At 57.7% G+C, this 26,946-nt stretch carries 24 protein-coding genes and 1 riboswitch; of the genes, 8 read left to right on the top strand and 16 right to left on the bottom strand.

Features of this window, described 5'->3' with window-relative positions:
* Both ACT3TP_RS04365 and ACT3TP_RS04360 read right to left on the bottom strand, forming a co-directional pair.
* Window positions 1–468 (bottom strand): acyl-CoA thioesterase, encoded by a 468-nt coding sequence (locus tag ACT3TP_RS04365; protein ID WP_096289143.1) that lies wholly within the window; start codon window positions 466–468, stop codon window positions 1–3.
* Window positions 468–1,550: an App1 family protein gene (locus ACT3TP_RS04360; protein WP_096289145.1), complete on the bottom strand. Its 1,083-nt coding sequence runs from the start codon at window positions 1,548–1,550 to the stop codon at window positions 468–470. The genes ACT3TP_RS04365 and ACT3TP_RS04360 overlap by 1 nt, the downstream gene beginning before the upstream one ends.
* Window positions 1,551–1,646: 96 nt before the next feature.
* Between ACT3TP_RS04360 and ACT3TP_RS04355 the strand changes: the two genes are divergently transcribed.
* A complete protein-coding gene (locus tag ACT3TP_RS04355; protein ID WP_096289147.1) occupies window positions 1,647–2,078 on the top strand; it encodes a pyridoxamine 5'-phosphate oxidase family protein in 432 nt (143 codons plus the stop codon).
* Between the two features lie 88 nt (window positions 2,079–2,166).
* Here the strand turns inward: ACT3TP_RS04355 and ACT3TP_RS04350 are convergent, their stop codons facing one another.
* The 5 genes from ACT3TP_RS04350 to ACT3TP_RS04330 form a co-directional block, all read right to left on the bottom strand.
* On the bottom strand, window positions 2,167–3,027 hold the full coding sequence (locus ACT3TP_RS04350; protein ID WP_096289149.1) for a 3-hydroxyacyl-CoA dehydrogenase family protein: 861 nt from the start codon (window positions 3,025–3,027) through the stop codon (window positions 2,167–2,169).
* Window positions 3,028–3,039: 12 nt separating this feature from the next.
* Complete coding sequence (locus ACT3TP_RS04345; protein WP_444619503.1) at window positions 3,040–4,497, bottom strand: aldehyde dehydrogenase family protein; 1,458 nt, start codon at window positions 4,495–4,497, stop codon at window positions 3,040–3,042.
* Between the two features lie 27 nt (window positions 4,498–4,524).
* Complete coding sequence (locus tag ACT3TP_RS04340; protein ID WP_444619501.1) at window positions 4,525–5,709, bottom strand: acyl-CoA dehydrogenase family protein; 1,185 nt, start codon at window positions 5,707–5,709, stop codon at window positions 4,525–4,527.
* A 14-nt stretch (window positions 5,710–5,723) separates the two neighbouring features.
* The gene (locus tag ACT3TP_RS04335) at window positions 5,724–6,869 is read right to left on the bottom strand and encodes a CaiB/BaiF CoA transferase family protein (protein ID WP_444619499.1); all 1,146 of its coding nucleotides are present in this window, start codon (window positions 6,867–6,869) and stop codon (window positions 5,724–5,726) included.
* Between the two features lie 105 nt (window positions 6,870–6,974).
* Complete coding sequence (locus ACT3TP_RS04330; RefSeq protein ID WP_444619497.1) at window positions 6,975–7,694, bottom strand: GntR family transcriptional regulator; 720 nt, start codon at window positions 7,692–7,694, stop codon at window positions 6,975–6,977.
* A gap of 285 nt (window positions 7,695–7,979) precedes the next feature.
* On the opposite strand from ACT3TP_RS04330, the gene ACT3TP_RS04325 reads away from it, so the two are divergent.
* Together ACT3TP_RS04325 and ACT3TP_RS04320 are read left to right on the top strand one after the other, a co-directional pair.
* Window positions 7,980–8,843 carry an inositol monophosphatase family protein gene (locus ACT3TP_RS04325; protein ID WP_444619495.1) on the top strand — a complete coding sequence of 288 codons (864 nt, stop codon included), beginning with the start codon at window positions 7,980–7,982 and terminating at the stop codon, window positions 8,841–8,843.
* Between the two features lie 62 nt (window positions 8,844–8,905).
* Window positions 8,906–9,118, top strand: a complete 213-nt coding sequence (locus ACT3TP_RS04320) for a hypothetical protein (RefSeq protein WP_444619493.1) — start codon at window positions 8,906–8,908, stop codon at window positions 9,116–9,118.
* A 46-nt stretch (window positions 9,119–9,164) separates the two neighbouring features.
* On the opposite strand, the gene ACT3TP_RS04315 is transcribed toward ACT3TP_RS04320, so the two are convergent.
* The 5 genes from ACT3TP_RS04315 to ACT3TP_RS04295 form a co-directional block, all read right to left on the bottom strand.
* Window positions 9,165–10,838: a thiamine pyrophosphate-binding protein gene (locus ACT3TP_RS04315; RefSeq protein ID WP_105554194.1), complete on the bottom strand. Its 1,674-nt coding sequence runs from the start codon at window positions 10,836–10,838 to the stop codon at window positions 9,165–9,167.
* Window positions 10,838–11,824 carry an agmatinase gene (gene speB, locus ACT3TP_RS04310; protein WP_105554195.1) on the bottom strand — a complete coding sequence of 329 codons (987 nt, stop codon included), beginning with the start codon at window positions 11,822–11,824 and terminating at the stop codon, window positions 10,838–10,840. The genes ACT3TP_RS04315 and speB overlap by 1 nt, the downstream gene beginning before the upstream one ends.
* 171 nt (window positions 11,825–11,995) lie before the next feature.
* A complete protein-coding gene (locus tag ACT3TP_RS04305) occupies window positions 11,996–13,018 on the bottom strand; it encodes an ROK family protein (RefSeq protein ID WP_444619491.1) in 1,023 nt (340 codons plus the stop codon).
* Between the two features lie 34 nt (window positions 13,019–13,052).
* Entirely contained in the window at window positions 13,053–13,466 is a 414-nt protein-coding gene (locus ACT3TP_RS04300; protein ID WP_105554197.1) for a hypothetical protein, read from the bottom strand.
* Between the two features lie 138 nt (window positions 13,467–13,604).
* Window positions 13,605–14,168 carry a helix-turn-helix domain-containing protein gene (locus ACT3TP_RS04295; protein ID WP_096289169.1) on the bottom strand — a complete coding sequence of 188 codons (564 nt, stop codon included), beginning with the start codon at window positions 14,166–14,168 and terminating at the stop codon, window positions 13,605–13,607.
* A gap of 215 nt (window positions 14,169–14,383) precedes the next feature.
* Between ACT3TP_RS04295 and ACT3TP_RS04290 the strand changes: the two genes are divergently transcribed.
* The 3 genes from ACT3TP_RS04290 to ACT3TP_RS04280 all read left to right on the top strand — a co-directional run bounded on the left by ACT3TP_RS04290 (window position 14,384) and on the right by ACT3TP_RS04280 (window position 17,007).
* Window positions 14,384–14,971, top strand: a complete 588-nt coding sequence (locus tag ACT3TP_RS04290; protein ID WP_096289171.1) for a DinB family protein — start codon at window positions 14,384–14,386, stop codon at window positions 14,969–14,971.
* Window positions 14,972–15,443: 472 nt separating this feature from the next.
* Window positions 15,444–15,556, top strand: a riboswitch (SAM riboswitch).
* Window positions 15,557–15,574: 18 nt separating this feature from the next.
* Complete coding sequence (locus tag ACT3TP_RS04285; protein WP_096289173.1) at window positions 15,575–15,841, top strand: hypothetical protein; 267 nt, start codon at window positions 15,575–15,577, stop codon at window positions 15,839–15,841.
* Between the two features lie 62 nt (window positions 15,842–15,903).
* Window positions 15,904–17,007, top strand: a complete 1,104-nt coding sequence (locus ACT3TP_RS04280) for a VIT1/CCC1 transporter family protein (protein WP_096289175.1) — start codon at window positions 15,904–15,906, stop codon at window positions 17,005–17,007.
* Window positions 17,008–17,074: 67 nt separating this feature from the next.
* Here the strand turns inward: ACT3TP_RS04280 and ACT3TP_RS04275 are convergent, their stop codons facing one another.
* Window positions 17,075–18,202 (bottom strand): LOG family protein, encoded by a 1,128-nt coding sequence (locus tag ACT3TP_RS04275; RefSeq protein ID WP_444619488.1) that lies wholly within the window; start codon window positions 18,200–18,202, stop codon window positions 17,075–17,077.
* Window positions 18,203–18,352: 150 nt separating this feature from the next.
* Between ACT3TP_RS04275 and ACT3TP_RS04270 the strand changes: the two genes are divergently transcribed.
* Both ACT3TP_RS04270 and ACT3TP_RS04265 read left to right on the top strand, forming a co-directional pair.
* Window positions 18,353–21,691, top strand: coding sequence for a DEAD/DEAH box helicase (locus ACT3TP_RS04270; RefSeq protein ID WP_444619486.1), 3,339 nt, complete (start codon window positions 18,353–18,355; stop codon window positions 21,689–21,691).
* A gap of 222 nt (window positions 21,692–21,913) precedes the next feature.
* Window positions 21,914–22,138: a hypothetical protein gene (locus tag ACT3TP_RS04265; protein WP_141393625.1), complete on the top strand. Its 225-nt coding sequence runs from the start codon at window positions 21,914–21,916 to the stop codon at window positions 22,136–22,138.
* Window positions 22,139–22,222: 84 nt separating this feature from the next.
* Here ACT3TP_RS04265 and sucD read toward each other — a convergent pair whose 3' ends face one another.
* The 3 genes from sucD to pcrA all read right to left on the bottom strand — a co-directional run bounded on the left by sucD (window position 22,223) and on the right by pcrA (window position 26,930).
* Window positions 22,223–23,125: a succinate--CoA ligase subunit alpha gene (sucD, locus tag ACT3TP_RS04260; RefSeq protein ID WP_096289183.1), complete on the bottom strand. Its 903-nt coding sequence runs from the start codon at window positions 23,123–23,125 to the stop codon at window positions 22,223–22,225.
* A 16-nt stretch (window positions 23,126–23,141) separates the two neighbouring features.
* A complete protein-coding gene (sucC, locus tag ACT3TP_RS04255) occupies window positions 23,142–24,314 on the bottom strand; it encodes an ADP-forming succinate--CoA ligase subunit beta (protein ID WP_444619484.1) in 1,173 nt (390 codons plus the stop codon).
* A 240-nt stretch (window positions 24,315–24,554) separates the two neighbouring features.
* Entirely contained in the window at window positions 24,555–26,930 is a 2,376-nt protein-coding gene (gene pcrA / locus ACT3TP_RS04250) for a DNA helicase PcrA (RefSeq protein ID WP_444619482.1), read from the bottom strand.
* Window positions 26,931–26,946: the final 16 nt, after the last annotated feature.

Raw genomic sequence — 26,946 nt, 5'->3', positions numbered from 1 at the left:
TTATCGCGCGAACGTCGATGGACCTTCCAACACAGCCAATGATTCACGCTCCGCGATGCTCAAACGTTGCACGCGTGAAGTTAATGGGTCAAAATAGGCCAGCGTTGTCGAGGCCTTTACGCAGACGTGGCCCTCCACAGGATCTCGGAATTCATAACAAATATCAAAACTCGCAGGCTTGATATTCGCTACCCACAGATCGACTCTGACCGGAACATTCCGATATTCCAGCGGCCTGGAGTAGCGCACGCGATGCTCAACAACAAGGATCTGCACCCCATTGGGGACCGCGGAGAATATATCCACCTTAGGCTTGGAACCTGGTGCGCCCGTTCCGCCAGGTACGCCGAAGCCAGCGATTCGCGCCTCTTCCATAAGCCGAATCAGATTGACGTTGTTGACATGTCCATAAGCGTCCATGTCACCCCAACGCATGGGTACTTCTACGCACAGTACCGAGCCGGACATTATTTTTCCTCCCCCAAGCGATCATCGGGACGAATCACATCATAAGCAGCTAATTGCTCTAGGATCTGGGACCCGTCGGGCTCGTAGCTCCAGCGAATGCCTGGTGTCGTGCGGCGCAAATCAGTTGAACGCCCACCGGCGAGCACCGCTTCGGAGGGCGTCAATTGACGGATGACTATCGTGTGCACATGCTCCGGGTAGCGCCGGGCAAACTCCGCGTAAATCGTCGGATCGTGCTGCCCGTCGTCTCCGATAAGCATCCACTCAATGTTTGGAAATTCCACAGCGAGCCTGCGCAATTGGTCAACTTTATGTTGCATACCGCTACGGAACCAGCCTCGGTCGGTTGGCCCCCAATCGGTCAGAAGCAGCGGACCCCGTGGATACAAATTGCGCGAGATGAATCGTTCCAGAGTCTGCGCAACATTCCACGCACCGGTAGAAAGATAAATTGTTGGGCTCGTCGGGTGCTCCGCCAAAACGCGTTGCATCATCACCGCCATACCCGGCGTCGCGACGCGGGCATGCTCCGAAAGCACGAAGGAATTCCACGCGGCGAGCAGTGGCCTAGGCAGCGCCGTCACGACAACCGTGTCATCCACATCGCTAATGATGCCGAAACGTTGCGTCTCGTCGATGACGAGAATCTGCGCGGTGGCGGATTGCCCATTGTGGGCAGTGATTTCAATATCGTTCCAGCCAGCTGGCAGATCCACCGAAAGTTTGACATCTAGGACGCCGCCGCGGTCCGCGAGGACTTCGAACCGCTTTCCGTCAGCAAGCACAGTGACTTTCCCAAAAGGAAGTACCGCCGAGGTGAAGTTGCGGAACCCTCGGATCCCATCTTCGACAACCTTGGCATGGTGCTTGCCACCCTCGAACGCGCCGGGTTTAGCCATGACCACGCGAGCGAGAACCCGCACCCATCCGCCTTTTTTGGCCGCATATCCGTACCCGTTGTAAGGAAGGATAACCGGACCCAAGCCCTTGTCGATGGCACGGCGTGCTCGCCATTGCAGGACATGGTCCTCAAGTCGCGAGGCTACGTGGCGTGCGACCCTATTACTTGCTGCATGGCTCATGTTAGTAGTCTTTCATGTTCGGGGACTGCAACGCGTCTAAAAACAAATGCGTCACAAACTCTTGAACTTTTCTACATAACGTAGAAAACTAGTTGCATGAGATATCAGCACACTAATGATGCTCCAGTTTTGGTGCTCACCGAAGAACAGTCCTGGGAGCTATTGGCTCACACGGCACATGGCCGAATAGCCACTGCGGCGGCCGGAACCGTGGACATCGTTCCGGTAAATTACGCGGTGCATAAAGGAAATATCTACCTACGCACTGCGCCGGGAAACAAACTCGCTTCGATGGTCGTGAACTCCTCGATTGCCTTGGAGGCCGACGGAATCCTTTCCGACGAGGCCTGGTCCGTAGTGGTGCACGGTACCGCAGAAATTTTGGAGCACGAAGCAGATATCAATGAGGCTCTCGAAAGCGGTGTCAGCCCCTGGGCACAGAGCATCAAAGATTTTTGGATCAGAGTGACCGTCAACTCGATCTCCGGTCGTCATTTCATCCTCGGTGAGCAACCGGAAGCCATCTAATCCCTCCGCATGTGCGGTAGCAACACGATGGGCTCGCGGACAGCACATTGTCGATACCGGCCGCGAGTCCAGATTCTGCAGTTTGCTGCTACCTGCGATATTCGTAGAATCCTTCACCGCTCTTACGGCCTAGTTTCCCCTCGGTCACTTTCTGCGTGATCAACGGGTGCGGTTGGTCCACCTCCTCACCGGTCTCTGCGTAGGTCGCTTGGGCAATGAAATCGATAACGTCCAGACCCACGAGGTCCATCAGCTCAAAAGGCCCCATCGGGTGCCCCAGCGCGGTACGCGCCGTGGTGTCTATATCTTTGATGCTGGCAACCTCCGCAGAAGCCAGATTGAGCGCTTCACGCTGTATTGCCCCCATCATGCGGTTAGCAATGAAACCCGGGATTTCTTTATTCACCAGCACCGGCTCTTTCCCTAGCGCGCGGGCGACCGCCGTCACCGCCTGGATGGTCTCATCACTGGTTTGCTCGTTGCGCACAATTTCTACGCACTTCATGACCAAGGCGGGGTTGAAAAAGTGCATATTGCAGACCTGGCTCGCGCGCCCGCTGGCCTCAGCCACTTGGGACGAAGCCAAGGTCGAGGAATTGGTTACCAAGATGGCATGAGCTGGAGCGTTTTTGCCCAGTTCGGCGAAGATTGAGCGTTTAATGTCTAAACGTTCGACTGCCGCTTCGATCACTAGGTCCGCTTGGGCCGCGCTAGCGTCCAGCTCGGTAGATTGGCTCAGCCGTGCCAAGGCGGCGTCGGCAAACTCTGCCTGCAGCTTGCCCTTAGCGACACGTCCGGCGGCCCAACTTTCCAGATCGCTGCGAGCCGCGTCCAAAGCGCTGCCCGAGATGTCCTGCAGGATCGTGGTGTAACCGCCCAGTGCGCAACTCATCGCAATCTGCCGGCCCATAGTTCCGGCGCCGATGATCAGAATAGTCCTAATATCCATTAGTTCCTCTTCCTAGCCGCGGAGATACACGGTAGTGGTGTGGGTATAAAACTCGCGGGCTGCGGCTCCCTGTTCTTTCGGCCCGTATCCGGATGCTTTCGCCCCGCCAAATGGTACGTGCGGATCGGCTCCCGCAGATTCGGAGTTCACATGCAAAATACCGACGTCCAGGCGTTCTTGCGCGCTAATCGCCGTGGCCAGGTCGCGAGTGAACAGCGCAAGACTCAACCCGAATTCGGAATCCGCGGCGGCTTCGAAGGCGGCCTCGGTTCCGGAAACGCGCAGCACACTGAGTACCGGGGCGAAGAATTCCTCACGCCAAGCGCAATTTTCCCGACCCCGAGAATCGCTTGGGATGCCAAGCACGGTCGGTGCCACGTAGTTTCCGCTGGCTGGAACTGCGCCCTCGAAGATAACGGTGGCGCCTTCCGACCTAGCTTTTGCGACGCCCGCCCTGACCGATTTCGCCGATTTGGCGTCGATGACCGGTCCCATCTGGACCCCTGGATCCAGTGGATTTCCGGTTACCCAGTTTGCCAGTCGCGAGGTGAGCTTTTCCAAGAATTCATCGGCAATCGAGTCATCCAAGATCAGTCGACTCGTAGCGGTGCATTTTTGCCCGCTGGAGCGGAATGCCCCAAAGAGTACCTGTTCGCTGGCCAGGTCCAGGTCTGCATCGGCCAGCACCACCGAGGCGTTCTTTCCACCCATTTCTGCTTGCACTGGGATGCCACGCGCAGCACCCATGGCGCAGAGCTTTCTCCCGACACCTGTGGATCCGGTGAATGACAAGCCCTCCAGATGGGGGTGGCTCATGATCGAATCTCCCAGTGCGCCCGGACCGATCACCAGGTTGAGCACCCCGGCAGGTAGTCCGGCGGCTTCGAAGGCTTCGACCAACCGCACCGCCAGCAGCGGGACCAGGCTCGCCGGCTTGAAAACCACGGTATTTCCGAAGATCAGCGCGGGGGCGATCTTCCAGGCGGGGATTGCTATCGGAAAATTGAATGGGGTCACAATGCCCAACACGCCCAAGGGCTTATGCGAGACCAGGATCTGTTCCCCAGCGCGCGGAGATTGGAACATTGTTCCGGCGCTACGTTCGGCTTCACCTGCATAATAGGAGAGGATCTGTGCCGCACGGCGTACCTCGCCTATTCCTTCTGCGAGCGTTTTACCTTCTTCACGAGTAAGTTCCGTACCGATTCTATCCGCATGCTCCGTGAGGTAGGCCGAAGCTCTCAGCAGATAACTGGCACGTTCGGCCATCGGTGTGGCCGCCCACCCTGCCTTCGCCGCGTTCGCGGCTTCAAAGGCTTCAACTACCTGGTTGGCATCTGCCGCTTGGCCTGCGGCAACAATCAAGGAGGAATCGGCGGCGCTGGTGGAGCTGAGCTCGCTGGCGTTTCCCGGAAGCCAGACACCGTTCAGGTACTGGCGAAGGCTTTCCACTTTCGTCTGCTGTGTCATATTCTAAGTTTTTCCTTGTACTGATTTTTAGCGGAAGGCCGGGACACCGGTGAGCTTATTACCCAAAATCAAGGTGTGTACCTCGTCGGTACCTTCGTAGGTGCGCACCGACTCGAGGTTATTTGCGTGACGCAGTGGCGAGTAGTCCAAGGTGATACCGTTTCCGCCAAGGATGGTGCGCGCTTCGCGGCAGATCGCGATTGCTTCGCGGCAGTTGTTCAGCTTGCCAACGGATATCTGGTGCAGGTCGAGGGTTCCCGCATCCTTCTGGCGCCCGATATGCAGGGCGAGGAGGAAGCCCTTGTTGATTTCCAAAGCCATATCCACCAGCTTCTGCTGGGTCATCTGATAACCGGCCAATGGCTTGTCGAATTGCAGGCGTTCCTGGGAATACTTCAGCGCCACCTCGAAGGAGTCACGCGCCGCTCCCATGGCGCCCCAGATAATGCCGTAGCGGGCTTCGTTGAGACAGGAGAATGGGCCCTTGAGCCCGAGAACGTTCGGTAGCATCGCGCTAGCTGGCAGCCGCACATCGGTCAATTCGATCTCGCACTGGATCGAAGCCCGCATCGATAGCTTCGGTTCGATTGGTGTGGCCTTGAATCCAGCGGTCTCGGTAGGGACCACGAACCCGCGGATACCTTCGTCGGTCTGCGCCCAGATGACGGCAACTTTTGCCACATTTGCCAGGCCAATCCAGCGCTTCATTCCGTTGATCACCCAGTCGTCCCCGTCGCGGCGGGCAAAGGTCGTCATGCTCGACGGGTCGGAACCTGCGGTTGGCTCCGTCAGGCCAAAGCAGCCGATTGCTTTGCCGGAGGCCAGCTGTGGCAGCCACTCTTGTTTTTGTTCCTCAGAACCATGTTTGTGAATGGCGCTCATGGCTAGCGATCCTTGGACCGAGACGAAGGTGCGCAGTCCGGAGTCGCCGGCTTCCAGCTCGGCTCCCGCAAGCCCATATTCGACAGCCGAACGCCCTGCGCAGCCGTAGCCCTGCAGGTGCATGCCGAGCAGACCGAGTTTGGCCATTTCTGGAACGATTTCCAGGGGGAACGTCGCTGTTTCGTACCAGCTGGCAATGTTTGGTTTGATGTTTTCGTTCACGAAGGAGCGGACCTGTTTCCGCAGGGCAAGTTCTTCGCCGCTGAGCAGTGCATCGAAATTGATCAGGTCTGCTGGGTCAATGACGGGGTTAGGTGAAGGGTCAATCATTTGAGCTGTCTCCTTTAGAGGCTGGTGGTGCTGAGGAAGATTTGCTGGTGTTCGCCCAAGGCCGGGGGCACTAGCCGATATTTGGGCTTAGTTCGGGACAGGCCGATCGGGTTGGCAATTTGCCTGGAGCTTCGTCCGGTTTCTGGATCGTTGATCGTTATCACCGGTTTCAGTCCTAGCTCGTCGGCGAACTCCAAGGCTTCAAGAACCGAGTTAACCTTTCCTGCAGGAACTCCGACCTCCATAAGTCGATTGGTCCACTGGACCGCCGCTCCTTGCCTGGTGACTTCTTCGATCAGGTCTTTGAGTTCCTGCCGGTGTTGCACACGCGAAAGATTGTCTGCGAACCGTGGATCTTGCGGCAGGTCGGTCAGCCCCAGCTCTGTGGCAAGGGCGGTGAACTGGCGGTTGTTTCCCACCGCGATCACCATGACGCCATCAGAAGTTGCGAAGGTTTCATAGGGCGCAATACTTGGATGTGCGTTCCCCAAACGCGGTGGCGAATTACCGGTAACCGCGGTGCTGCTAGTTTGATTAGTCAATCCCGCCAGCAGGGAGGTCATCAATGAGATTCCTACATTTTGCCCCTGCCCGCTAATATCCCGTTCCCGAAGCGCTAAGAGTATTCCTGTCGTGGCGTTCTGTGCCGCGAGGACATCAACCAGGGCCACTCCCACCTTGCTTGGCGTTCTCTCGGGCTCACCGGTGATGCTCATCAGACCTCCGACCGCTTGTACCAAGAGATCGAAGCCGGGCAGCGAAGCACCGAGCCCATCGCCAAATCCCGAAATTGAGCAGTAGACCAACGCCGGATTCGATGCTCGCAAGGACTCGTAGTCCAGGCCGAATTTGGCGAGCACGCCCGGACGAAAATTTTCCACGACAACGTCGGCGTCTCGGATAATCTCGTGCAGCTCAGCAAGTTCCGCAGAGTTATTGAAATCTACAACGATTGCCTGCTTATTGCGGTTCACTGCCGAATAGTAGGTGCTCACCCCGTCTTCGGTGACCGGCGGCAACCAAGCCCTGGTTTCATCTCCATCTCGGCTTTCAACTTTCAGCACCTCGGCGCCAAAATCGGCCAGTGTCATGGTGCATAACGGGCCGGCAAGGATGCGGGAGAGGTCTACGACCTTGATTCCTTGCATTGGTTGAGTCATCGGTTTACCTACGTTCTCGTCATCGAAAAAACGTTGTTACATGTTGCATGCAACTGTATGGCAAACGGCCTCGGGGTTCAAGACCACTCCCATATGTTTATGGCTCTAGAAGATCAATTCATCCAAGCGCGTCATATAGCGTTCGGCCTCAAGTCCCGGGGTCCGCGCGCAGACAGCCGTCACGAGCATCTGCGCAGTACGAAGCACGTGGTTGCGCATCGCAGTAGCCGCGCCAGATGGGTCGCGTTCCAAGATGGACTTCATCAATTCATCTCGATCGCTGGCCAGGTCTTGGCTGGTTCTGGCCTGAGGAATCGTTACTTGTCCGTGCGCGAGCACCAGGTTGCGCAACTCCCCCACGATGCCGTCAAGTTTGGCGTTGCTTGCCAGGCTTAGCAGATAGAGGTGGAACTTTTTATCTGCCTCCAGCGTTGCCCGGCCATCCCCGGTCTGCCCCACCTCAAGCATTTCACGGTGCAGCTCACGAAGAGTTCCGAGGTCTTCTTCGCTAGCATTGAGCACGGCTCGTGCGGCTGCAGGTGGCTCGACGATCAGCCGGACCTGAAATACCTCCACGATGTCGTCTAGCGAAATCTGGTTCACGCGCACGCCACGATTTTTCGCGACGGTCACGATGCCCTCTTTTTCTAGTAGCTGCAGCGCTTCGCGGACCGGAGTGCGTGAAACTCCGAGCTTTTCGGAGATAGCAATTGCCGAATAATGGTTGTCCGGGGTCATTTCGCCGGACACGATAGCAGCGCGGATCTTCGTGGTGACTTGCTCGGTCAACGATTCTTTGGGCGAGATCGGTTGCATGCTACTCATATTTGAAGTCTATCTTCCCCTGTCAATGTGGGCGCTGAACACCCCGCTGCACTTTTGCGCTGCGGGATTTCGTTCCTCGCGGATTCCGGTGCCGGCGTTCGCCAATACCGCGGTGCACCAGGCTCCCATGCTCCTGAGATCCTGCGGTTTTGAACTCTATTGGGCGTCGTATTACTTGGTTCGTGAATGCTTCTTCTCAGACTTCGCTCTTCTGCCAGCGGTCTCAGTCGAAAAGATTAAGGTGCACTTAGAACACCAAGATAGGGTGGAACCGTGAATGCTCAGATGACTCCCACCCGACTAGCTCTGGCCGAATCGCTGCGTCAGGCAGCACTGATTGCCGCGCTCAAAGCTGCACCACAAGTTCGTGAAGCATTCCGCGGAAGTGTCGGCGCCGAAGAAAAAACGAACGCCCATGATCTCGTCACCGATGTAGACCGGCAAAGCCAAGAGATCATTACCCAGTCGCTACGCGAGGCCTTCCCAAAGTCTTGGGTACTCGGCGAAGAGAACATAGCCGCGGACTCAGGCATAGCCTCCCCGACCGAAGTGCAATGGATTGTGGACCCTATTGACGGAACCAGTAATTTCGTTCACGGCGTCGCGTTCTTCTGCATTTCAATTGCCGCGGCAATCGACAACGAGTTGGTCGCAGCAGCAATAGTCGATCCGATCTCCGGAGATCAGTTCAGTGCCAATAGTCAGGCTGCTTATCACAATGGGGAATTGTTGAGCCCAGGCAATCGACCTGAACAAGCACGCGCAAACTTGATGACAGATTACCCGGGAGCCGAGTCCATGCTTAAGGACGGCCCATTGGCGATTGAGCTCTTTGGGCAGTGGATTCAGGATTTCGCCACCGTGCGGCGCAAAGTTTCTGCCGCTCTGGGGCTCGCTCATGTGGCCGCCGGCTGGTGCGATGCAAGCGTGGGGTTCGATACGAAGCCTTGGGACGTGGCCGCGGGAGCGCACCTGATTCGAATGTCCGGCGGAAGTTACCGAGGCTTGGCTTTCGGCAAGCAGGTGGCCGCTGACCATCTCTGCGAAGGTTTCATCGCCCAAGGCCCAGGCGCCGACTACGAGTCGTTGGCTCGATCAGCCTCGCGGGTTCATCAGTTGAGAAGCCAGAGCCAAGTCAAACAAATCTGACAATACCCAGATTCTTATCCGGTGCACCGCAGATTGCTTGGCTTCGGTCGTACCATGAGTGCATGACACCACGTATCCAACGAACTGCACATTCCGCCGTGCAGCATCATGGTGGCGGAGGGTTGATCCTCGGAGGAATCGGAGCCATGTTGCTCTTCGGTATCTTCGCAGTGATGTTGGCAAGCCAGTCCCTAGACTGGGTGCCACTGCTCATAGGCGTCAGCCTGGGCTTCTCCACATTAATGTTTGGCGTGGTTTACCACTTCACGCACTAACAAGAGTCACTTCGGCGCCCCCTTCGAAGGGCGCCGAAGCTATGCCTTACTCGCCTAAATGCGTCGGGGCGAACATGCGTAAGAGCGTCTGAACCACGATGACATTTGGGCCTTCTCCGGCGAATGACTCGCGTAACGCGTCACCGATCTGGTCAGCTTCGACCAGTCGCGCAGGAACTCCGAAAGCCTGGGCTAAGGCAACGAAATCCGGGCGTTCCAGCTCGGTGGCCGTTGCCTTGCCAAAAGCCCCTTCCATGTATTCACGCAGAATTCCATAACCACCGTCGTCAACGATCAGCCAAGTGACCGGCACGTTGTGCTGTTTTGCCGTGGCTAATTCTGCAATGGAGTACATCGACGAGCCATCACCGGAGACCGCGAGCACTCGCGCTTGCTCGGGCGTAGCTCCCTCGATCTGCAAGCCGATGGAACCTCCAATGGCCGAGGGGAAACCGAAACCTAGGCCACCGGCACCCTGCGCCGAATGGAACTCTCCCTGGCGCGAATCCCAGCAGCTCCAACCCCAATAAGCCGCAATGGTCATATCCCAGAAGGTCTGCATTTTCGCGGGCACTGCCTCGCGGATATCAGCCATGAACCTTCGTTCATGGTCCAGGCCCTGCTCCGCCAGCCGTGCCTGCACCTTTGCCAAGGTCTGGGTGACGACTTGAGTCGGGCTCTGCCCATGCCAATCTGGCCCGTTGGGCAGGCTTACTTCCTTAAGCTTCGAAGTTAGGAACTGCAACGCCGCCTTGGCATCCGCGCGGATACCCAATGCTGGCGTATTTGACTCAAGGACGCGCGGTTCGGCATCAATTTGGATTATGTGCCCACGAGGTGCGAGCGAGAAATAGTTGCTGGAGACTTCGCCGAGCGCTGAGCCCACGACCACCAATACGTCAGCATCTTCGAGAACTTCGGTGACATGCCGATCCTCCACCCAAGATTGCAAAGACAATTCGTGATCCCACGGGAATGCGCCGTTGCCTCCCGGGGTGCAAAGCACCGGGGCATTGAGCTTCTCGGCCACCTCCAGCAATTCGTTTTCGGCTTGGGCCCGACGGACACCTCCGCCCGCAACAACCACCGGTCGTTTTGCTTCCGAAAGCCAGCGAACCGCTTCATCGATCAATTCCACACGTGGTGGATGATCGTAGGCTTCGGCAAGGGCATCACGCACCGGAGGAATGAGCACCGATGCCAGCAAGACATCCTGCGGAACTTCGATCCAGACCGGTCCCATCGGCACGGTGATCGCCTGCGCCCAGGCATCTTGGATCGCCGAGGGAATACCCGAGGCGTGATGCACCGTCTGCTGGAACTTGGTGACGTTTGCGGCCGAGGCCTTCTGGTCATCGAGCTGGTGCAGCATGCCTTTTCGGCGAGCGCCCAGTCCATCCAAAGGAATCTGGCTGGCAACCACCACCATGGGCACGCCGGTGGCATAGGCTTCCTGCAATCCGGCGAGGGCGGTCAGCGCTCCCGGGCCGGTAGAGAGGAAAAGCACTCCGACCTCTCCAGTGGCCCTGCTGTAGCCGTCGGCGGCGAAGGCCGAGTTGTTTTCTACCCGGGAAGAAATGAATTGCAGATTGGAGCGTGAGAGCGCATCGAACAGCCCCAGAGCATGTTGTCCAGGAATGCCGAAGACCGTTTTCGCGCCGAGCGCTGTCAGCGTCTCAACGACGAGATCTCCACCGTTACGTTGTACTTCGTTGCCCATTAGTTGTTCTGTCCGTTCAGCTGACGGTATTCGCTGATCAGGCTGATCAGGTCATAGGTGACATGTGAGGCAGCGACGCCGGTTAGCTCCGCATGATCGTATGCCGGTGCCACCTCCACGATATCGGCTCCCACGATTTTCAGCCCGCGCAAGCCGCGCAAGATTTCCAGCAGTTCGCGGCTGGTGATGCCGCCTGCTTCCGGGGTGCCGGTGCCCGGTGCGTGCGCCGGATCCAGCACGTCGATATCGACCGAAATGTACAATGGGCGGTTGCCGATGCGGTCCCGAAGTTTCGCGACGATCTCTTGCACGCCCTGATAGTAGACATCTGAGCTGGTGACGATGCCGAAACCGAAGCGCTTGTCGTCTTCGAGGTCTTTTTTGCCGTAGAGCGGGCCTCGGGTTCCTACATGGCAGATCGCCTCGGTATCGAGAATGCCTTCCTCCACCGCCCGCCGGAAAGGGGTTCCGTGGGTGTATTCGGCTCCGAAGTAGGTGTCCCAGGTATCCAGGTGGGCGTCGAAATGCAGCATTGCTACCGGCGCACCGGCACGTTGCGAGGCCGCACGCAACAAGGGCAATGCGATGGTGTGGTCGCCACCGATGGTCACCAGCGTTGAACCGTCTTCGGTCAGCTCCAGCGCATTGTGCTCGATGGTCTCGATGGCCTCGTTGATGTTGAACGGGTTGACCGCCATATCACCGGCGTCGGAAACCTGGCTCAAAGCGAAGGGGGAAACCTCGGTGGCCGGGTTGTATGGGCGGATCAACCGAGAGGACTCACGGACGTGGTTTGCTCCAAAACGTGCGCCGGAACGGTAGGAAACACCGGAGTCAAAAGGAACACCGACGATCTTGATATCGGATTTCTGGACTTGGTCCAGCCGCGGAAGCCGTGCATAGGTGCCGCCTCCGGCATAGCGCGGAATTACCGCGGCATTAATGGGTCCGATGTTCCCATTTTCTTCGATCCGGACTTCCTTCATGAGCGCTTCTTCCCGGCACACTCGACAAGAGTTGCCTAATATGAAACATGAGTTTCCTCCCATGCTATTTATCGGTGCGCCGACCGTCAAGGTGCAATCAACAGCGAAGCCACGAAAACCGGTTTTTGCTGGTTAAAACAGCGATCCCGCAACACCGATTGGGTTGCGGGATTAGGTCGCTGATTTGGAACGTGAAAATGCGATGAAGCGAATAGTGCGCATTCGCAGGAAACGAGTTACCCGTGCCACCGGGCCAAGTCCGCAGCGCCGATCAGCCCGGCATCCGAGCCAAGCTCGGCTCGTACAACGCGAGCAAACGGCCGGTAGCCTCGCCCCGGCAGTAACTGCCGGTAGGAGGCCTCCGCCTGTTCGACCAGGCAGGTAGAAGCAGACCCTAGTCCCCCCGCCGATGACCACGACACCAGGATCCAGCACAGCCACAAGATTCGAGATTCCCCTCCCGAGCCATCGGCCCATCTCATCGATGAGCTCCATGCAGGCAGGGTCGCCATTGACCGCCAATGCCGTCACCATCGCTCCGCTCACCTTGGCTGGATCCGCATGGCAGGCTTCACGCAGGCTATGCGCCCGCGGAGAATCCAACCGGACAAGCTCCGCGCCTTCACGGCCCAGTGCGTTGCCCGACGCGTATTGTTCCCAGCACCCTCGATTTCCGCACGGGCAACGATGGCCGTCCACCACCAAAGTCTGGTGCCCGAACTCCCCTGCGACGCCAAAACTGCCACGCAGAATACTGTTGCCGAACATGATGGCACCGCCGATACCCGTGCCAAGGGTCAGGCAGACGCTCAGCTCTTCGCCTCGCGCAGCTCCGAAACGATGCTCGGCCCACCCTGCGGCGTCGGCATCATTATTCAGGACGACCTGGCGGTTCATCTTCGACTCAAGACGTTCACGCACCGGCTCATCACGCCATGCAAGATGCGGGGAGAAGAGGACATGCGAACCGCTTCGGTTAATCCAGCCGGCGGCCCCGACGCCCACGGGCATATGAGCATCCCCGTCGCTGAGCTCGCTGACTACCTCGGCAATAGAATCTTCGGTCAAGGCTGCGCTCCGGCCCGGAGTAGGGCGGAAGCTTCGGCGAAGAATCCGGCCGTGGCCATCGACCACGCCCCCGGCGATCTTCGTCCCGCCGATGTCTATGCCGACCGCAAGGTTTTCGGTAGACATTTCACCCTCCCAATGCGTGCGTGTAGTTCAGCAGCTAGCCTTCGAAGGACTTCTTGCTGCTCGCTACCAATGCCCGGTCCACCTCATGGAACCCAAAACAGAAACCTGCCGAAAGCACGAAGGACTTAATCGCAATCTCGTCGAGTTCATCCGCCACATATACCAGCTGGACGGGCCCGGCAAGCACTAGTAGCACCAGCGTCCACACCGCATATACCCAAGAGGTTTTCGCCTGTGCCATCTGCGGGTATTGAGAACGACGGTGAATAGTGCGTAAGCCGATGACCAGAATGACCCCCGCCAGAATCGCCGCCCCAGCGATGAAGAAATAACGTTGAGTGCGGATCAATGTCATGGTCACACCAATTAAGACACCGAGAATTGCAGACATCCACCAGCTCGCGGAGCGCAGTTCGACCAGTTCAGCCCGTGGCTCGCTTTCCGTCACGGAGCTCCCTTCGGTTATTTATCGGCGTCGAGAAAAGTTGTTGACGCTATGTCAAGGATACGCTTTGGGCTTTGCCCGGCCGAAACCCGGCACGGACGGAAAACGCGCAAGCCCTTCAAAAGCGCATTGCGGTTTTGGTCAGAGCAACAGCGTCCAGGTCACTACGGCGGTCCGGTCCGAAGTATTTTCCCAACTGTGCGGCTCACGGCCCGGGAAGGTTACCGTATCGCCCGCTTGCAGTTCAATGCGGTCCTCGGGCAGAACCAAGGTAAATTCTCCGGAAATCACGTGCAGAACTTCCACCTTGCAATCCACTGAATACAGCTCGGCTTCCCCCGAGCCCTGAGGCGCGACCTCTGCCCTAATCATCTGCACCCTGGTCTCGGCGCGGGGAGTGACCAGTTGTTCGGTGATCCCTTGACCACCCAAAGCGATTCGCGGCGCGTGCTCCAGCCTGACCAATTTGGTTTCAGGTACTGAGAAGAGCTGTCCAACCTCTAAGCCCAACACTTCGCAGAGCCTGAGCAACGTCGACACCGAAGGGCTAGTCAAGTCTCGCTCCACGCGAGACAAGAACCCCTTGGTCAGTCCGGACATTTCGGCCACCTGGTCGATGGTCATTCGTCGGGTTTGGCGTACCCCACGCAAACGGGCGCCGATATTAATCGACGAGCCGGTGGGCTCTACGGGCAGTGTTTTCATGCTCTCCCACCATTTTGACACCGGCGCAGCCCTAGCTTGGCAGCACCCGGCCTACAATTCCGCTAAACCAATCCGGTTCAGGTTCCTACACTGCGTCAGTTTACCAATAGGCAACGAGAACTTCGCCGAACTCACGCTTCAGTCCTGAAGTCAGCAACCAAGCCCTCAATGCGCCGGCGCTGTTTATTCAATCGCCAAGAAACTAGACTCGGCACATGGATACCGCTGGCAATCCGTCCTCCAAGAGGCTTCGGACCTACTTGAACGAGGCCCGCAACACCGTGCTCTGGAAGTGCCAGGGACTCTCCGAGGAGTTGGCCCGCCGCCCCATGACGGATACCGGAACCCACATGCTTGGTGTCATCTACCACCTAGCAATCACCGAATACGGTTATTTCGGCGAGTGCCTAGGTCGTGTGCCCAACGATCGGCATGTGCTTCAACTACTGCAAAGCGATGAACCGCAGATCGACTTCCTGCCTCCGGCCAGCTTCTCGGTAGAAGATGTTCTCGCGTTGTACCGAAAATCCATCGCATTTGCCGAACACGCGCTTGACGAATTGAACTTAGAATCCCCGGCAGAGGTCCCCTGGTGGTCCGTGCATCGGCATACCACCGTGGAGCATCTTATTGTTCATATGATCGCGGAGACCTCCCGGCATGCCGGGCATCTCGATATCGTTCGAGAGCTTCTCGACGGACAGGTAGGACTGCGCGAACAGGCGAGAAATATCCCTGGATTCAGCGCTGAGCAATGGAAGGAACAACGCTCCTCGCTGCAGCGAATCGCCGAGCAGTCCTAACAACGATTCTTCGCCAAATCTTGCTCATAGCTCTGGCAGGGCACCGCCTCTAACAGGCCGCATAGGCTCGCGCTAGCTCGGATGGCCCTGACCGAGCCCAGCGACTAGGAGCACCACCTGGTGAAACTGCCGGTCCGTAGCCTGGCGTTGGTCCCAACGGACCAGAGGCGTTGGACCTGAGCGGCATATTGCGCAGCGATACTCCCGCGCGGCTCGGGCAGGCCTGGCGGCATCGACGGCGGGTCGGGAGGGGAGCCACTTGCCGGAGATCGGTCACCGGGCCAGCCACCGGTAGTGCCCGATGTCCAGATCCCCGCCCGGCGACCTTCGCCTGCGCCAAGCGCAGGGTTCTTGTGGGCGCGGTCCGTGCACCTCCCGGTGCTCGGCTCTGCTTCCCATGAGGCCCGCGAGAGCCGAGTATGACGTCTCACTACGCATCCGGACAGCCCACGGGTGTAGCATCGTGGTGTTGCTTCACGAGATGCGGCGCCAAGCTCCGACTGGCCGCACACCAACCCCAGGTTCATGGGTGGTTCGGATGAAGAAGCGGTCCGTACTCCAACCGGCTACGGGCAAGAGCTCTTTTAAGGGTCCACGATAGTTATGGCTTCAAACGTCCTTCCCATTATTGACCTGCAAACCGGCCAGGTGCAGTTTCCGCTTCGCGGAGTCTGGGTCAGCTACTACGTCACCGACCCGCACCTGCTCACCCGATTGCTAGCCAGAACCGTGGGTCCGCCGAGCTTCGACAGGCAGCGCGAGGAACTTTCGGTATTCGTGGCAGCCCGAGGGCAAAACCCTGGCGCCGCTAAGGTATTTAGTCTTGCCAAATTCCCAGTGCTCGACTCACTCACTAAACTAGGGGGTTGAACCTAACCCGGATCATCTGCCCGTGAATGATCCAATTCTGCCGCAGGAGACTCATCCCCGTGATGGCCCCAACCTCAATTCCCGAACCATCCAAGGCGCAGATCCGCCGCTGGCGCCAGTACATGGCCGATGAGGTCGCCGAAGGTGCGATCTACCGTGAACTGGCCGAAAAGCGCACCGGACAAGAACGCCAGATTCTCCGTGGGCTAGCCGAAGCGGAAGAACGCCACGAAAATTACTGGCGCGCTAAGCTCGGTGAACACGTGCGCCCGGTCCGTCCGTCGATGCGGCGCACCATGTTGCGTTTCATGGCCCGGCATTTCGGTTCGGTGTTTGTCTTGGCGCTGGCCCAGCGTGCCGAAGGCAACTCTCCTTACGCCACCGATCAGGATGCCGCGCCGCAAATGGCCGCGGATGAGCAAGTGCATGAGGAAGTCATCCGTGCTTTGGCTACGGCCGGCAGATCCCGGCTGTCCGGCAACTTCCGAGCCGCGGTGTTCGGCGCAAATGACGGGCTCGTTTCGAATCTGGCCTTGGTCATGGGCATCGGCGCCACCGGTGTGGCCTCGTCCCTCGTGCTCTTCTCCGGAATTGCCGGCCTGCTGGCCGGCGCGCTGTCCATGGCTGCCGGGGAATTCGTGTCAGTCCGTTCCCAACGTGAGCTTCTCACCGCGTCGCGCCCCACCCAAGTCACGCTTTCTGCCGCCCGTGACCTCGATCTTGACGCCAATGAATTGGTGTTGATCTACAAAGCACGTGGCATGAACAATGAGGACGCCGAACACCGCGCGGCAGAACGCATGGGGCTGTTTACCTGCGATTGCAACCCCTCCTTCTCACTCCATCCAGAAGTTCGCAGCGCGGAACTGGAACGCGAACATGAGGAGCTTGGTTCGGCACCGGGAGCCGCCATTTCTTCGTTCATGTTCTTTGCTTCGGGCGCAGTCATTCCGATCCTGCCCTACATCTTTGGGCTCACCGGGCTAGCTGCGGTGAGCGTGGCGGTCGCTTTGGTCAGCATCGCGTTGCTGCTCACCGGCGGCGTCGTTGGCCTGCTATCCGGTGCGTCCCCGCTCAAACGTGGCGTGCGTCAGCTGGCCATTGGCTTGGGTGCGGCCGCTGTAACCTACTGCTTGGGCTTGCTTTTCGGCACCACCGTGGCTTAGCTCCAAAAGCAGACTGCTGGCCGTTGCCCCAACATGACACAGCTTGAGGCAACGGCCACTATCGTTGTTAGAACCGCGTGCGGCGCCGCAATGGAGTCATTGTTTTAATGAATTCGACGGCTTCTTGCACGGTGTCCACCAAAGCTATTCTGCTTTCCATGGCCCTCCCGGCGGCAAGCGCCTGCAGCAATGGCCAGACCGGTAGCTTCCGTGTCCAATGCTCGCGGCCCACCAACACAATGGGAGCGACGCGAGCGCCGGTCGCGTAGTAGTTTTCGCAGGCGTCTTGGAATATTTCCTGGACTGTCCCGGCAGCACCGGGAAGCACAATGATTCCGCCGTTTGCCTGTTCGAGCAGGATGGCTTCGCGAATCGAGTTCGTGAAAAACTTTGCTATATGCGTGGCGAACAGGTTTGGTGGCTCATGGCCGTAAAACCAGGTGGGCACGCCCATTGAATTTCTCGTGCTGGGGTATTCTTCACGCACTCGCAATGCTGCACGCGCCCAGGCAGTCCGATGACGGATCGCGTCTGGAGCTTGTGCGAGGATATCCACGGCTCTGCCGGTAGCCGTTTTGTCATAGTCTGCAAGCCACGCGCCGGCATTTGCCGCTTCCATGGCCCCTGGTCCCCCACCGGTAACAATCGAATAGCCTTGGCCGGTTAGCATCGCACCGAGCCGCACTGCATCGGCGAATTCTTGCGTGCCACGTGCTACCGCGTGCCCGCCCATGATCCCGATCATGGGCGTCTTGGCAAATACCCCATCGTAAACAGCGCTCAACATCGCCTGACCAATATGGTGATCATGCAAAGTCGTTGCCATTGTGCTGTCATCGGGCGAAAACTCAGCCGGAGAATTCGCTTGCGAATAGGTATAGATCTGCGCGTCGGGCACCTGCGAGTAGGGGGCTTCTTTGATCCCCGCATAGAGCTCTAGCGGGGAGTAGAGCCCACGTTCATAAATATTGAACGGGAGTTGCGTTCCGGTACTCATGCATAGCCCGCCGGTTGCTTCTACGAGCGAACGTCCGGCATCGGAATAGACGCAATCAATAAAAAGACAGTTGGCAAGGTCCAGAGCGCTTAAAACCGAGTCCCTGGTTCGAAGATCAACCCGGTGAACGCGCCAGTTTCGGGCAAGCGATGCTTGAGTTTCGATGGCTTCGGCTGCGAGCCTGTCGAACTCAACCATTGTGGTGATATTGACCGCTCTGGCGGGGAGATAAGGCCACACATGAGACATGCATCTACGCTACCTTGAACACAAGTGATTATTCACAGTTAGCGTCCTCAACTTTCACCTACGCCCCGAACGTGAAACGATGAGAGGATGACTGATTCTGTGCCACCACTCATTGACGCAAGGCACCTACTGGCGTACTTGGGTGACGTTCCATTCTTCTTCGGGCAACAACTTGCCAAGAACGACGAATCAGTGACTGACGTCGCCTTTGATGAAACTGCGAGTGTCATCTCGGGTACCGTCCTCGAAGATGGTCAGAAGTTCTCCCCCACTCTCACGGTGATTCGCAGCGCTTCGGGCTGGTCCATCGACGTTTCGGACTGCAGCTGCGACAAAGGCTCGATCTGCCCGCATATCGCGGCGCTGTCGCTCACCGCCAATAAGATCGCCAAGCTGCCCCGCCCGGCGGTCGTTCAAGAGCAAAAGACCGTTACTGCTTGGTCCCAGCAAGTGAACACCTGGTTTGAAGAACCCGAGCCGGGGCCCGCAGACGGACTATTAGGGTCACCAAATGACCCGGTCGTGGCCATGGCCTTGCAATTCATGGTCTTTGATTCGAAAAATACCTCCCAGCAACAGCAGTGGATGCCTTCGGGAGCGGTCCCCCACCCGACGCGCAACAAACGCTTCCGTTTGGGTGTTCGCCCCATGGTGCGCAACTCCGAGGGACGCTGGGTTCGTGGACAGCTGCGCTGGACTACCATTGCGTTCAAGACCTACGGCTGGAATATGCTGCGCAATCAGCACCATTGGTTCACCCGTTTTGCTGCGCTAGCACGAAGCAACACTCAGCTGCAGTTTAAGGTCGACGAAGACTGGTTGTTCCTCGATGAGTATGCCTCGGATCTGCTCTGGCCAATGCTTGGCGAAGCTCAAGATCTTGGTATCGAACTGATTAGCACCCGCAATGAGACCAGCGTGAATATTGACCGCCAGTCCCGATTTGAGCTGCTCGCCGACCTCGGGCAGGACAATTCGCTCACCGTGGCTGGACATTTGAACATTGCAGGTCAGGGCCTAACACTCAACGCAGAGACTCCCAGTGGAACGATCGCGGACCACGGGTTCTACGTTGAGTTGGAAGCACCTGAACAAATCTGGTTGGCACCAAGTCAAGAGATAGTTCCCGCTCAGCACCGCCGCTGGTTTCAGAATCGCGAACCCTTGCAGGTTCCCGAAGATCAAATGCAGGACTTTTTCGCTGGTTCGTACGCGCGCCTTGCGCGTCGTTTCAATCTGCGCAGCATAAGCAAGGATCTGGTACTTCCCGCACTTGCCCCGCCGATGGTCCACGCCGAGGTGAAATTCATGCGTGAGGAAAAGGAAGATGGCAGCATCAAGGAATCTGCCACCATTGATTTCCAGATCCATTACCCGGGAGTGCCCAACGACCGCGAGGTCTATGACGCCCAGGCCGAAGATTCCTTGCGCAGCACGGTCAATGACGTCTTCGAGCGACACACAGGCACCAGCAACCACGACCTGGACTCGAAGTTCTTCTCCGGTGAACATATGATTGTATTTGTTTCGGAGTTGCTGCCGGCCCTGCATGGCCTGTCCGTCATGAAGATCACCGAAGAAGGCATCCGCCCGGTTTACCGTCAGCTACGTGAACTTCCACGGCTGAAGATCAACGCGGTGAGCCACGAACGCAACGACTGGCTTGATTTGGGCTTGCTGATCGCCGTAGGCGACCATGAAGTACCTTTCTCCACCATTCTCGAGGCGCTCACCAGCGGTGCCATGAAGGTCAAGCTTCCGGATAACACCTGGTTCTCACTGGATCACCCGTTATTTGCCAAGCTGAAGTCGCTGGTCGATGAGGCTCAGGCGCTGAATGACAAACCCAAGGATGCCGACCTGAAGCTCTCGGTCTTCCAGGTCTCGCTCTTCGATGAATTTGATGAGCTTGCCGAGGGAATCGAAGGCGCCGACCTATTTATCGGGCGCATGCGTTCGCTCCTGCGTGTGGCCGAAGGTGAAGAGGCCGATGTGCCCGATACGCTCAATGCCACCTTGCGCCCGTATCAGGTCGAGGGCTATCAATGGCTTGCGCGCCTGTACCGAGGCGGTTTTGGCGGCATTCTTGCCGACGACATGGGACTGGGAAAAACCCTGCAAACCATCGCGTTAATGCTTCACGCACGCAAACTCTGGGATGACCCGAAGCATGTGGCGCAGCTGCCGGCCGCTCAGCGGAACAGTGCCCCCTTCCTCGTCGTTGCTCCAAGCTCCGTTGTTTCCAACTGGGAGATGGAGATCAAACGGTTCGCTCCGAGCCTGAGCGTGATCACCGTTGAAGGTACCCTCGGTTCCGAACGCGAGCTGAACGAACTAGTGGCCAACTATGACGTCATCCTGACCACCTACACGCTGCTCCGGCTCAACGATGAGATGTACGAATCCCAGCGATTCGCTGGCCTGATCCTGGACGAGGCTCAATTCGTGAAGAATCGTTCGACCAAGGCCCATCGCAGCGCGGTGAATATCCAGACGAACTTCAAGCTGGCGGTCACCGGCACGCCAATGGAGAACAACCTCGCCGAGCTCGGCGCGCTGCTTTCGTTGACTTCTCCATCGCTGTTCATGAATACCAGCCGGTTCAACCGCCAGTTTGCCCGCCCCATTGAGGTGCTAGGCGATAAGGAAACCCTGAAGTTGCTGCAGCGCCGCGTGAAACCTTTCATGCTGCGCCGCACCAAGGAATCTGTCGTCTTGGATCTCCCCGCCAAGCAAGAACAGCAGGTCTTGGTGCGTCTGAGCGAAGAGCACCAGCATGTGTACGACACGCATCTGAACCGTGAGCGGCAGAAGATCTTGCACCTTGTTGAGGATCTGGACCGCAACCGCTTTACGATTTTCCAGTCGCTGACCCATCTGCGCATGCTTGCATTGGAACCTTCGCTGGTTGACCCGGAACTTGCCGAGATCCCGGGCTCTAAGTTGGAAGCACTTTTCGAACAGCTTGAGGATGTGCTCAGCGAACAGCACCGAGCCTTGGTATTCTCACAATTCACTTCCTACTTAAAGGTCCTTGCGGCAAAGTTGGAAGCACGAGGTATTCCGTACGTGTATCTGGACGGCAACACACGCAACCGTGCGAAGGTCATTGAGCAGTTCAAGGACGGGGAGGCACCGCTGTTCCTGATCTCGTTGAAGGCCGGTGGTTTTGGCTTGAACTTGACCGAAGCTGACTACTGCTTCTTACTTGATCCTTGGTGGAATCCTGCCGTAGAAGCGCAGGCGATCGACCGCACCCACCGAATCGGGCAGACCCGCCAGGTGATGGTTTACCGGATGATTGCCCAGGGCACCATCGAAGAAAAGGTTGTTGCTCTCCAAGAGTCCAAGCGGAAGCTGATCTCCACGGTTATGGACGAAGCCGATGGATTCTCCAAGGCTTTGACGGCTCAGGATATTCGCGGGCTGCTCGAATAACAGCTTTATTACATCTGCGCTGTTTGACGGGCTTTTACCAGCGAATCGCGCTATATTCAATATGTCTAGTTGCGTGTTCTCTGCCACACTGAGCGCAGGCAAAGAGGCAAGCCCCGGAGGTCTTCTCCGGTGGCACAACGCAAGATGAAGGCGGTTATAACCGTGTCCCTGATTAAATCGGAGACTCTGAGTACACCGAGTGACGACTGGATGAGCGCATCGGTGAGCACTGAACGAGATCGTGTGGTGATTGAAACCGAGCAGGAGCGTCTGTCTCTGGACAATGAGCGGCTCTTGGAAAAGGTCCGGCGAGTTATCGCTTCGCCGCTCGAGGAAATTTTCTATAACCCAAAACACCGGATGCTATTGATACCTGGTGCTTTCGCGGTCATCGGCTCCTCGTTCTTGAGGGTCGACACGGACGCAGCTGCTGGCCTACGCGGCTAGGACATAGTCCGAGTACAGGTAAAGCCCCACGGAATCGAAAACCGATGCCATGGGGCTTTTTCGCGTCTGCGAATTTCCTAAGGCTTAGAGAGCCGCGAAAACTTCGCGCAACAGGACGGCAGCCTCCGAAGGAGTCTTGCCTACCTTCACACCAGCAGCTTCGAGAGCTTCCTTCTTGGCCTGAGCGGTACCTGCCGAGCCGGAGACGATGGCGCCAGCGTGGCCCATGGTCTTGCCCTCAGGAGCGGTGAAGCCAGCCACGTAGCCAACAACTGGCTTGGTGACGTTGGCCTTGATGTAGTCGGCTGCGCGCTCTTCAGCGTCGCCGCCGATCTCGCCGATCATCACGATGGCCTTGGTCTCTGGGTCAGCTTCGAAAGCGGCCAGGGCGTCGATATGGGTGGTACCGATGACTGGGTCACCGCCGATGCCGATGGCGGTGGAGAAGCCCAGGTCACGCAGTTCGAACATCATCTGGTAAGTCAGGGTGCCGGACTTGGATACCAAGCCGATTGGGCCCTTCTTGGTGATGTTGTTCGGGGTAATGCCGACCAGTGCTTCACCTGGGGTGATGATGCCTGGGCAGTTAGGGCCGATGATCCGGGTGATCTGGTTTCCGTCGGCGTCAACCTTCGACTGCGCCAGCGCCCAGAACTCGGCCGAGTCCTGCACTGGAACACCTTCGGTGATGACTACGACGAGGCCAACCTCGGCCTCGATAGCTTCAACGACGGCGTCCTTGGTGAACTTAGGTGGCACGAAGACGATCGATACGTCTGCGCCGGTCTCGGCCTTGGCCTCAGCCACGGTGCCGTATACCTTGATGTCCTGGTCACCGTGGGTGACGGTGGTGCCAGCCTTGCGGGCGTTGACGCCGCCGACAATGTTGGTGCCAGCCTTGAGCATCAGGGCGGTGTGCTTGGTGCCTTCGCCGCCGGTGATGCCCTGGACGATGACCTTGGAGTCCTTGTTCAGGTAAATGCTCATTGTTCGCTTATCCCTCTTACTTCGCTGCGTTGGCGAGCTCGGCAGCCTTATCGGCGCCCTCATCCATGGTTGCTGCCAGGGTCACCAATGGGTGGTTGGCATCGGCCAGGATACGACGACCCTCTTCAACGTTGTTGCCATCGAGGCGAACAACCAGAGGCTTGTTGGCGGAATCGCCCAAAGTGTTCAGCGCGCCAACGATGCCGTTTGCGACTGCGTCACACGCGGTGATGCCACCGAAGACATTCACGAAGACTGATTTGACCTGTGGGTCGTTCAGGATGACGTCCAGGCCGTTGGCCATGACCTCGGCAGAGGCTCCACCGCCGATGTCTAGGAAGTTAGCTGGCTTCACGTTGCCGTGATTTTCGCCAGCGTAGGCCACAACGTCCAAGGTGGACATGACTAGACCTGCACCGTTGCCGATGATGCCTACTTCGCCGTCCAACTTGACGTAGTTCAGGCCTGCGTCTTTTGCCTTTGCTTCCAGCGGGTCGGCTGCGCCCTTGTCCTCAAGCTCTTCGTGAGCTGGGTGGCGAACCTCGGAAGCGTTCTCGTCAAGGGAAACCTTGCCATCCAGTGCAACGATGTCACCGGCACCGGTCTTCACCAGTGGGTTCACCTCAACGAGGGTGGCGTCTTCTTCCTTGAAAACTACCCAGAGCTTCTGGATGGTATCTGCGACCTTTGCGCGCAGTTCTTCAGGGAAATTGGCCTCGGCGACGATCTCAGCAGCCTTGGCAGCATCGATGCCTACCAATGGGTCAATGGCAACCTTTGCCAGTGCGTCCGGACGCTCGACTGCGAGCACCTCGATTTCCATGCCACCTTCTACCGAGCACATGGCCAGGTAGTTACGGTTTGCACGGTCCAACAGTACCGAGAAGTAGAATTCCTCGGCAATGTCGGCGCCCTGGGCGATCATGACCTTGTTGACGGTGTGGCCCTTGATGTCCATACCGAGAATGTTGGAAGCGTGCTCGAAAGCCTCATCTGCGGTCTTGGCAACCTTAACGCCGCCAGCCTTACCGCGGCCACCAACCTTGACCTGAGCCTTAACTACTACAACGCCGCCAATCTTCTCAGCTGCGGCCTTGGCTTCTTCCGGGGTGTAAGCGACGATACCGGCAAGCACGGGAACCCCGTGTGCCTCGAATAGATCGCGCGCCTGGTACTCATACAGGTCCACGGGTTTGTGTCCTTCGTTCGAAGTTCATGCTGACTCGCGGCATGGCCATAAATCGAAATCCATGCCACGCCCTAGAGAGCGCAACGTAACTATCGGCAGTCATACGGCGCCGTAGCCGTGCGCACCTCTCAGACTATCCCTACTTTTACAAACTTCCCACTTTTACAGGCTGTAGAGAACCGCTGGGCAGCCTGTCGACGGTTTCAAGAAACCTCAAAGCGCGCGCCAAAGAATCTCCGGTTAGTCAACCATTTCTAATGGCGCGTAACGCAATAGGAGCCGTTTTTCCGAGTCAGCAAATTGCACTTTTGCAACCGTCTTATCACCGACACCTTCGATCGCGATAACAACGCCCAAGCCAAAGCCAGAATGTTTCACGTTTTGGCCAACCTTTGGAATGACAATTTCTTTGTTCTGCTGCACGCGCTGCTTGGCCACCGGAGCTGCGTTATGCCCACGAGATGCAAAATTCGAAGCATTGCCGGCACCCCAATGAGATCCACGGTCATACCGACTCGTGGCGAAATTCACCGTTCCGTTACTCGCACCCCACCCCGCAGGCGTGCCTCCTTCCCGCTTCCAGTCCAACAGGTGGGAAGGAATTTCGTCGAGAAACTGACTCGCAGGGTTATATTGCGACTGTCCCCACAAGCTACGCTGTTCGGCTCGCGTCAGGTACAACCGTTCCCTAGCCCGAGTAAGCCCCACATACGCTAAACGTCGCTCCTCGGCCAATTCCTTCTCGTCCGTCATGGAACGCTGGTGCGGAAAGACTCCGTGTTCCATGCCGGTCAGGAACACCACCGGGAATTCCAGCCCTTTCGCGGTGTGCAGCGTCATTAGCGTGACCACACCTTCACGAGCCGCCATTTCTGCGCCTTCGCTATCTGTAGGCGCCTCGGGAATCTGATCTGCGTCGGCCACCAACGCCACGCGCTCCAAGAACCCTTCCAGGCCCCCCTCCGGCTCATCAATCACATAGTCGCGGACCACCGCAACGAGCTCAGCAAGGTTTTCTACCCGGGACTCATCCTGCGGATCACTCGACGCTCGAAGAACTTCGAGGTATCCGGTCTGCTCCAGTACCGCTTCCAGCGCTTCGGCCGGGCCGGAGCCTTCTGCAACAGTCTTCAAATCGTCCATCAAGGACACAAAAGCTGCGGTCATCTTGATGCCACGAGTGCCTAGACCTGGGGCTTCATCGGAACGGCGCAACGCTTCCATAAATGAGATCCGGTCGCGTTCGGCTAGCGCTGCTACCGCTCCTTCGGCTCGGTCGCCGATGCCGCGTTTGGGCTCGTTGAGGATGCGGCGAACGTTAATGTCGTCTTCGGGATTCACCAAGGCTCGCAAATAAGACAGCGCATCTTTGATTTCCTTGCGGTCGTAGAATCGGGTGCCGCCAACCACCCGGTACTTTAAATCAACGCGCATGAGCTGCTCTTCGAGCGCTCGGGACTGTGCGTTGGTGCGATAGAAAATGGCTACATCGCCCGGTCGCACGTCTTCTTCGTCATTGAGCCGAAGGATCTCCTCCGCGATCCAGCGCGCCTCGTCCCCCTCGGATTCTCCCACGTAACCGGTGATCTGGTCGCCGTCCCCGCTGGCCGTCCAAAGGCGTTTGTCGTTGCGGTCCGGGTTGCGTTTGATCACTTCGTTCGCTGCCGAGAGGATGTTCTGGGTGGAACGGTAGTTCTGTTCGAGTTTGATCGTCGCGGCGTCTGCGTAATCCTTTTCGAATTCCACAATATTGCGAATATCCGCTCCACGAAACGCATAAATCGACTGATCAGAGTCGCCGACTACCGTTAGTTCTCCCGGCCGGGTCAGCCCATCGGGTCCGGTTAATTCTCGGACTAAGGAGTACTGCGCGTGGTTCGTATCCTGATACTCGTCAATCAACACGTGGCGGAAGCGACGGCGATAGTTGTTCGCCACCGCTGGGAAGGCCCGAAACATGTAAACGACCTGCCCAATCAGGTCGTCAAAGTCCATCGCATTCGCCGCGCGCAGCCGTCGGGTATAGCCTCGATAGACCTCTGCCACGGACCGCGCGAATGGATCATTGGTGTTCATGGTGGAGGCGAAATCTTCTTCGTCGATAAGTTCGTTCTTCAACGACGAGATCTTGTGGGCGATGGCCTTGGGCGTGAACCGCTTCGGATCAATATCCAACCCCTTGGCAATAAGCGTAATCAAGCGCAGGGAGTCGGCCGAATCATAGATCGAGAAGTTCGACTTCAAACCGATAGTTGCAGCCTCACGGCGCAGAATGCGTACGCAGGAGGAGTGGAAGGTGGAGATCCACATCTTTTTTGCCTGATCTTCACCGATCAGTTCGGAAGCCCGCTCACGCATTTCCGCAGCGGCTTTGTTGGTGAAGGTGATAGCAAGAATTTCGTGCGGTCGGGCCCGTCCGGTAGCTAGCAAATACGCAATGCGATGAGTCAGCACGCGGGTCTTACCAGAACCAGCACCAGCAATGATCAAGAGCGGGCCGCCGTGATAACGAACTGCCTTGTCTTGCTGTTCGTTCATCCCCAGCAACAGTTCTTCGGGCGTCGGTAAAGTGCGCTGTGCCGGCTCCGCGGCGAAGTCATCGTTAAGGAAATCCATGGTAATGCCAGTCTAC

Source organism: Glutamicibacter sp. AOP38-B1-38, assembly GCF_052377485.1.
Classification (GTDB): Bacteria; Actinomycetota; Actinomycetes; order Actinomycetales; family Micrococcaceae; genus Glutamicibacter.
Note: the sequence above shows the minus strand (reverse complement) of the source record. Positions and strands in the feature narration are given on the sequence as shown.

Bases quoted from the DNA above. Each gene is read 5' to 3' on its own strand.
- ACT3TP_RS04365 (WP_096289143.1), bottom strand. From the start codon at position 468: ATGTCCGGCTCGGTACTGTGCGTAGAAGTACCCATGCGTTGGGGTGAC.
- ACT3TP_RS04360 (WP_096289145.1), bottom strand. From the start codon at position 1,550: ATGAGCCATGCAGCAAGTAATAGGGTCGCACGCCACGTAGCCTCGCGA.
- ACT3TP_RS04355 (WP_096289147.1), top strand. From the start codon at position 1,647: ATGAGATATCAGCACACTAATGATGCTCCAGTTTTGGTGCTCACCGAA.
- ACT3TP_RS04350 (WP_096289149.1), bottom strand. From the start codon at position 3,027: ATGGATATTAGGACTATTCTGATCATCGGCGCCGGAACTATGGGCCGG.
- ACT3TP_RS04345 (WP_444619503.1), bottom strand. From the start codon at position 4,497: ATGACACAGCAGACGAAAGTGGAAAGCCTTCGCCAGTACCTGAACGGT.
- ACT3TP_RS04340 (WP_444619501.1), bottom strand. From the start codon at position 5,709: ATGATTGACCCTTCACCTAACCCCGTCATTGACCCAGCAGACCTGATC.
- ACT3TP_RS04335 (WP_444619499.1), bottom strand. From the start codon at position 6,869: ATGACTCAACCAATGCAAGGAATCAAGGTCGTAGACCTCTCCCGCATC.
- ACT3TP_RS04330 (WP_444619497.1), bottom strand. From the start codon at position 7,694: ATGAGTAGCATGCAACCGATCTCGCCCAAAGAATCGTTGACCGAGCAA.
- ACT3TP_RS04325 (WP_444619495.1), top strand. From the start codon at position 7,980: ATGACTCCCACCCGACTAGCTCTGGCCGAATCGCTGCGTCAGGCAGCA.
- ACT3TP_RS04320 (WP_444619493.1), top strand. From the start codon at position 8,906: ATGACACCACGTATCCAACGAACTGCACATTCCGCCGTGCAGCATCAT.
- ACT3TP_RS04315 (WP_105554194.1), bottom strand. From the start codon at position 10,838: ATGGGCAACGAAGTACAACGTAACGGTGGAGATCTCGTCGTTGAGACG.
- speB (WP_105554195.1), bottom strand. From the start codon at position 11,824: ATGAAGGAAGTCCGGATCGAAGAAAATGGGAACATCGGACCCATTAAT.
- ACT3TP_RS04305 (WP_444619491.1), bottom strand. From the start codon at position 13,018: ATGTCTACCGAAAACCTTGCGGTCGGCATAGACATCGGCGGGACGAAG.
- ACT3TP_RS04295 (WP_096289169.1), bottom strand. From the start codon at position 14,168: ATGAAAACACTGCCCGTAGAGCCCACCGGCTCGTCGATTAATATCGGC.
- ACT3TP_RS04290 (WP_096289171.1), top strand. From the start codon at position 14,384: ATGGATACCGCTGGCAATCCGTCCTCCAAGAGGCTTCGGACCTACTTG.
- ACT3TP_RS04285 (WP_096289173.1), top strand. From the start codon at position 15,575: ATGGCTTCAAACGTCCTTCCCATTATTGACCTGCAAACCGGCCAGGTG.
- ACT3TP_RS04280 (WP_096289175.1), top strand. From the start codon at position 15,904: ATGGCCCCAACCTCAATTCCCGAACCATCCAAGGCGCAGATCCGCCGC.
- ACT3TP_RS04275 (WP_444619488.1), bottom strand. From the start codon at position 18,202: ATGGTTGAGTTCGACAGGCTCGCAGCCGAAGCCATCGAAACTCAAGCA.
- sucD (WP_096289183.1), bottom strand. From the start codon at position 23,125: ATGAGCATTTACCTGAACAAGGACTCCAAGGTCATCGTCCAGGGCATC.
- pcrA (WP_444619482.1), bottom strand. From the start codon at position 26,930: ATGGATTTCCTTAACGATGACTTCGCCGCGGAGCCGGCACAGCGCACT.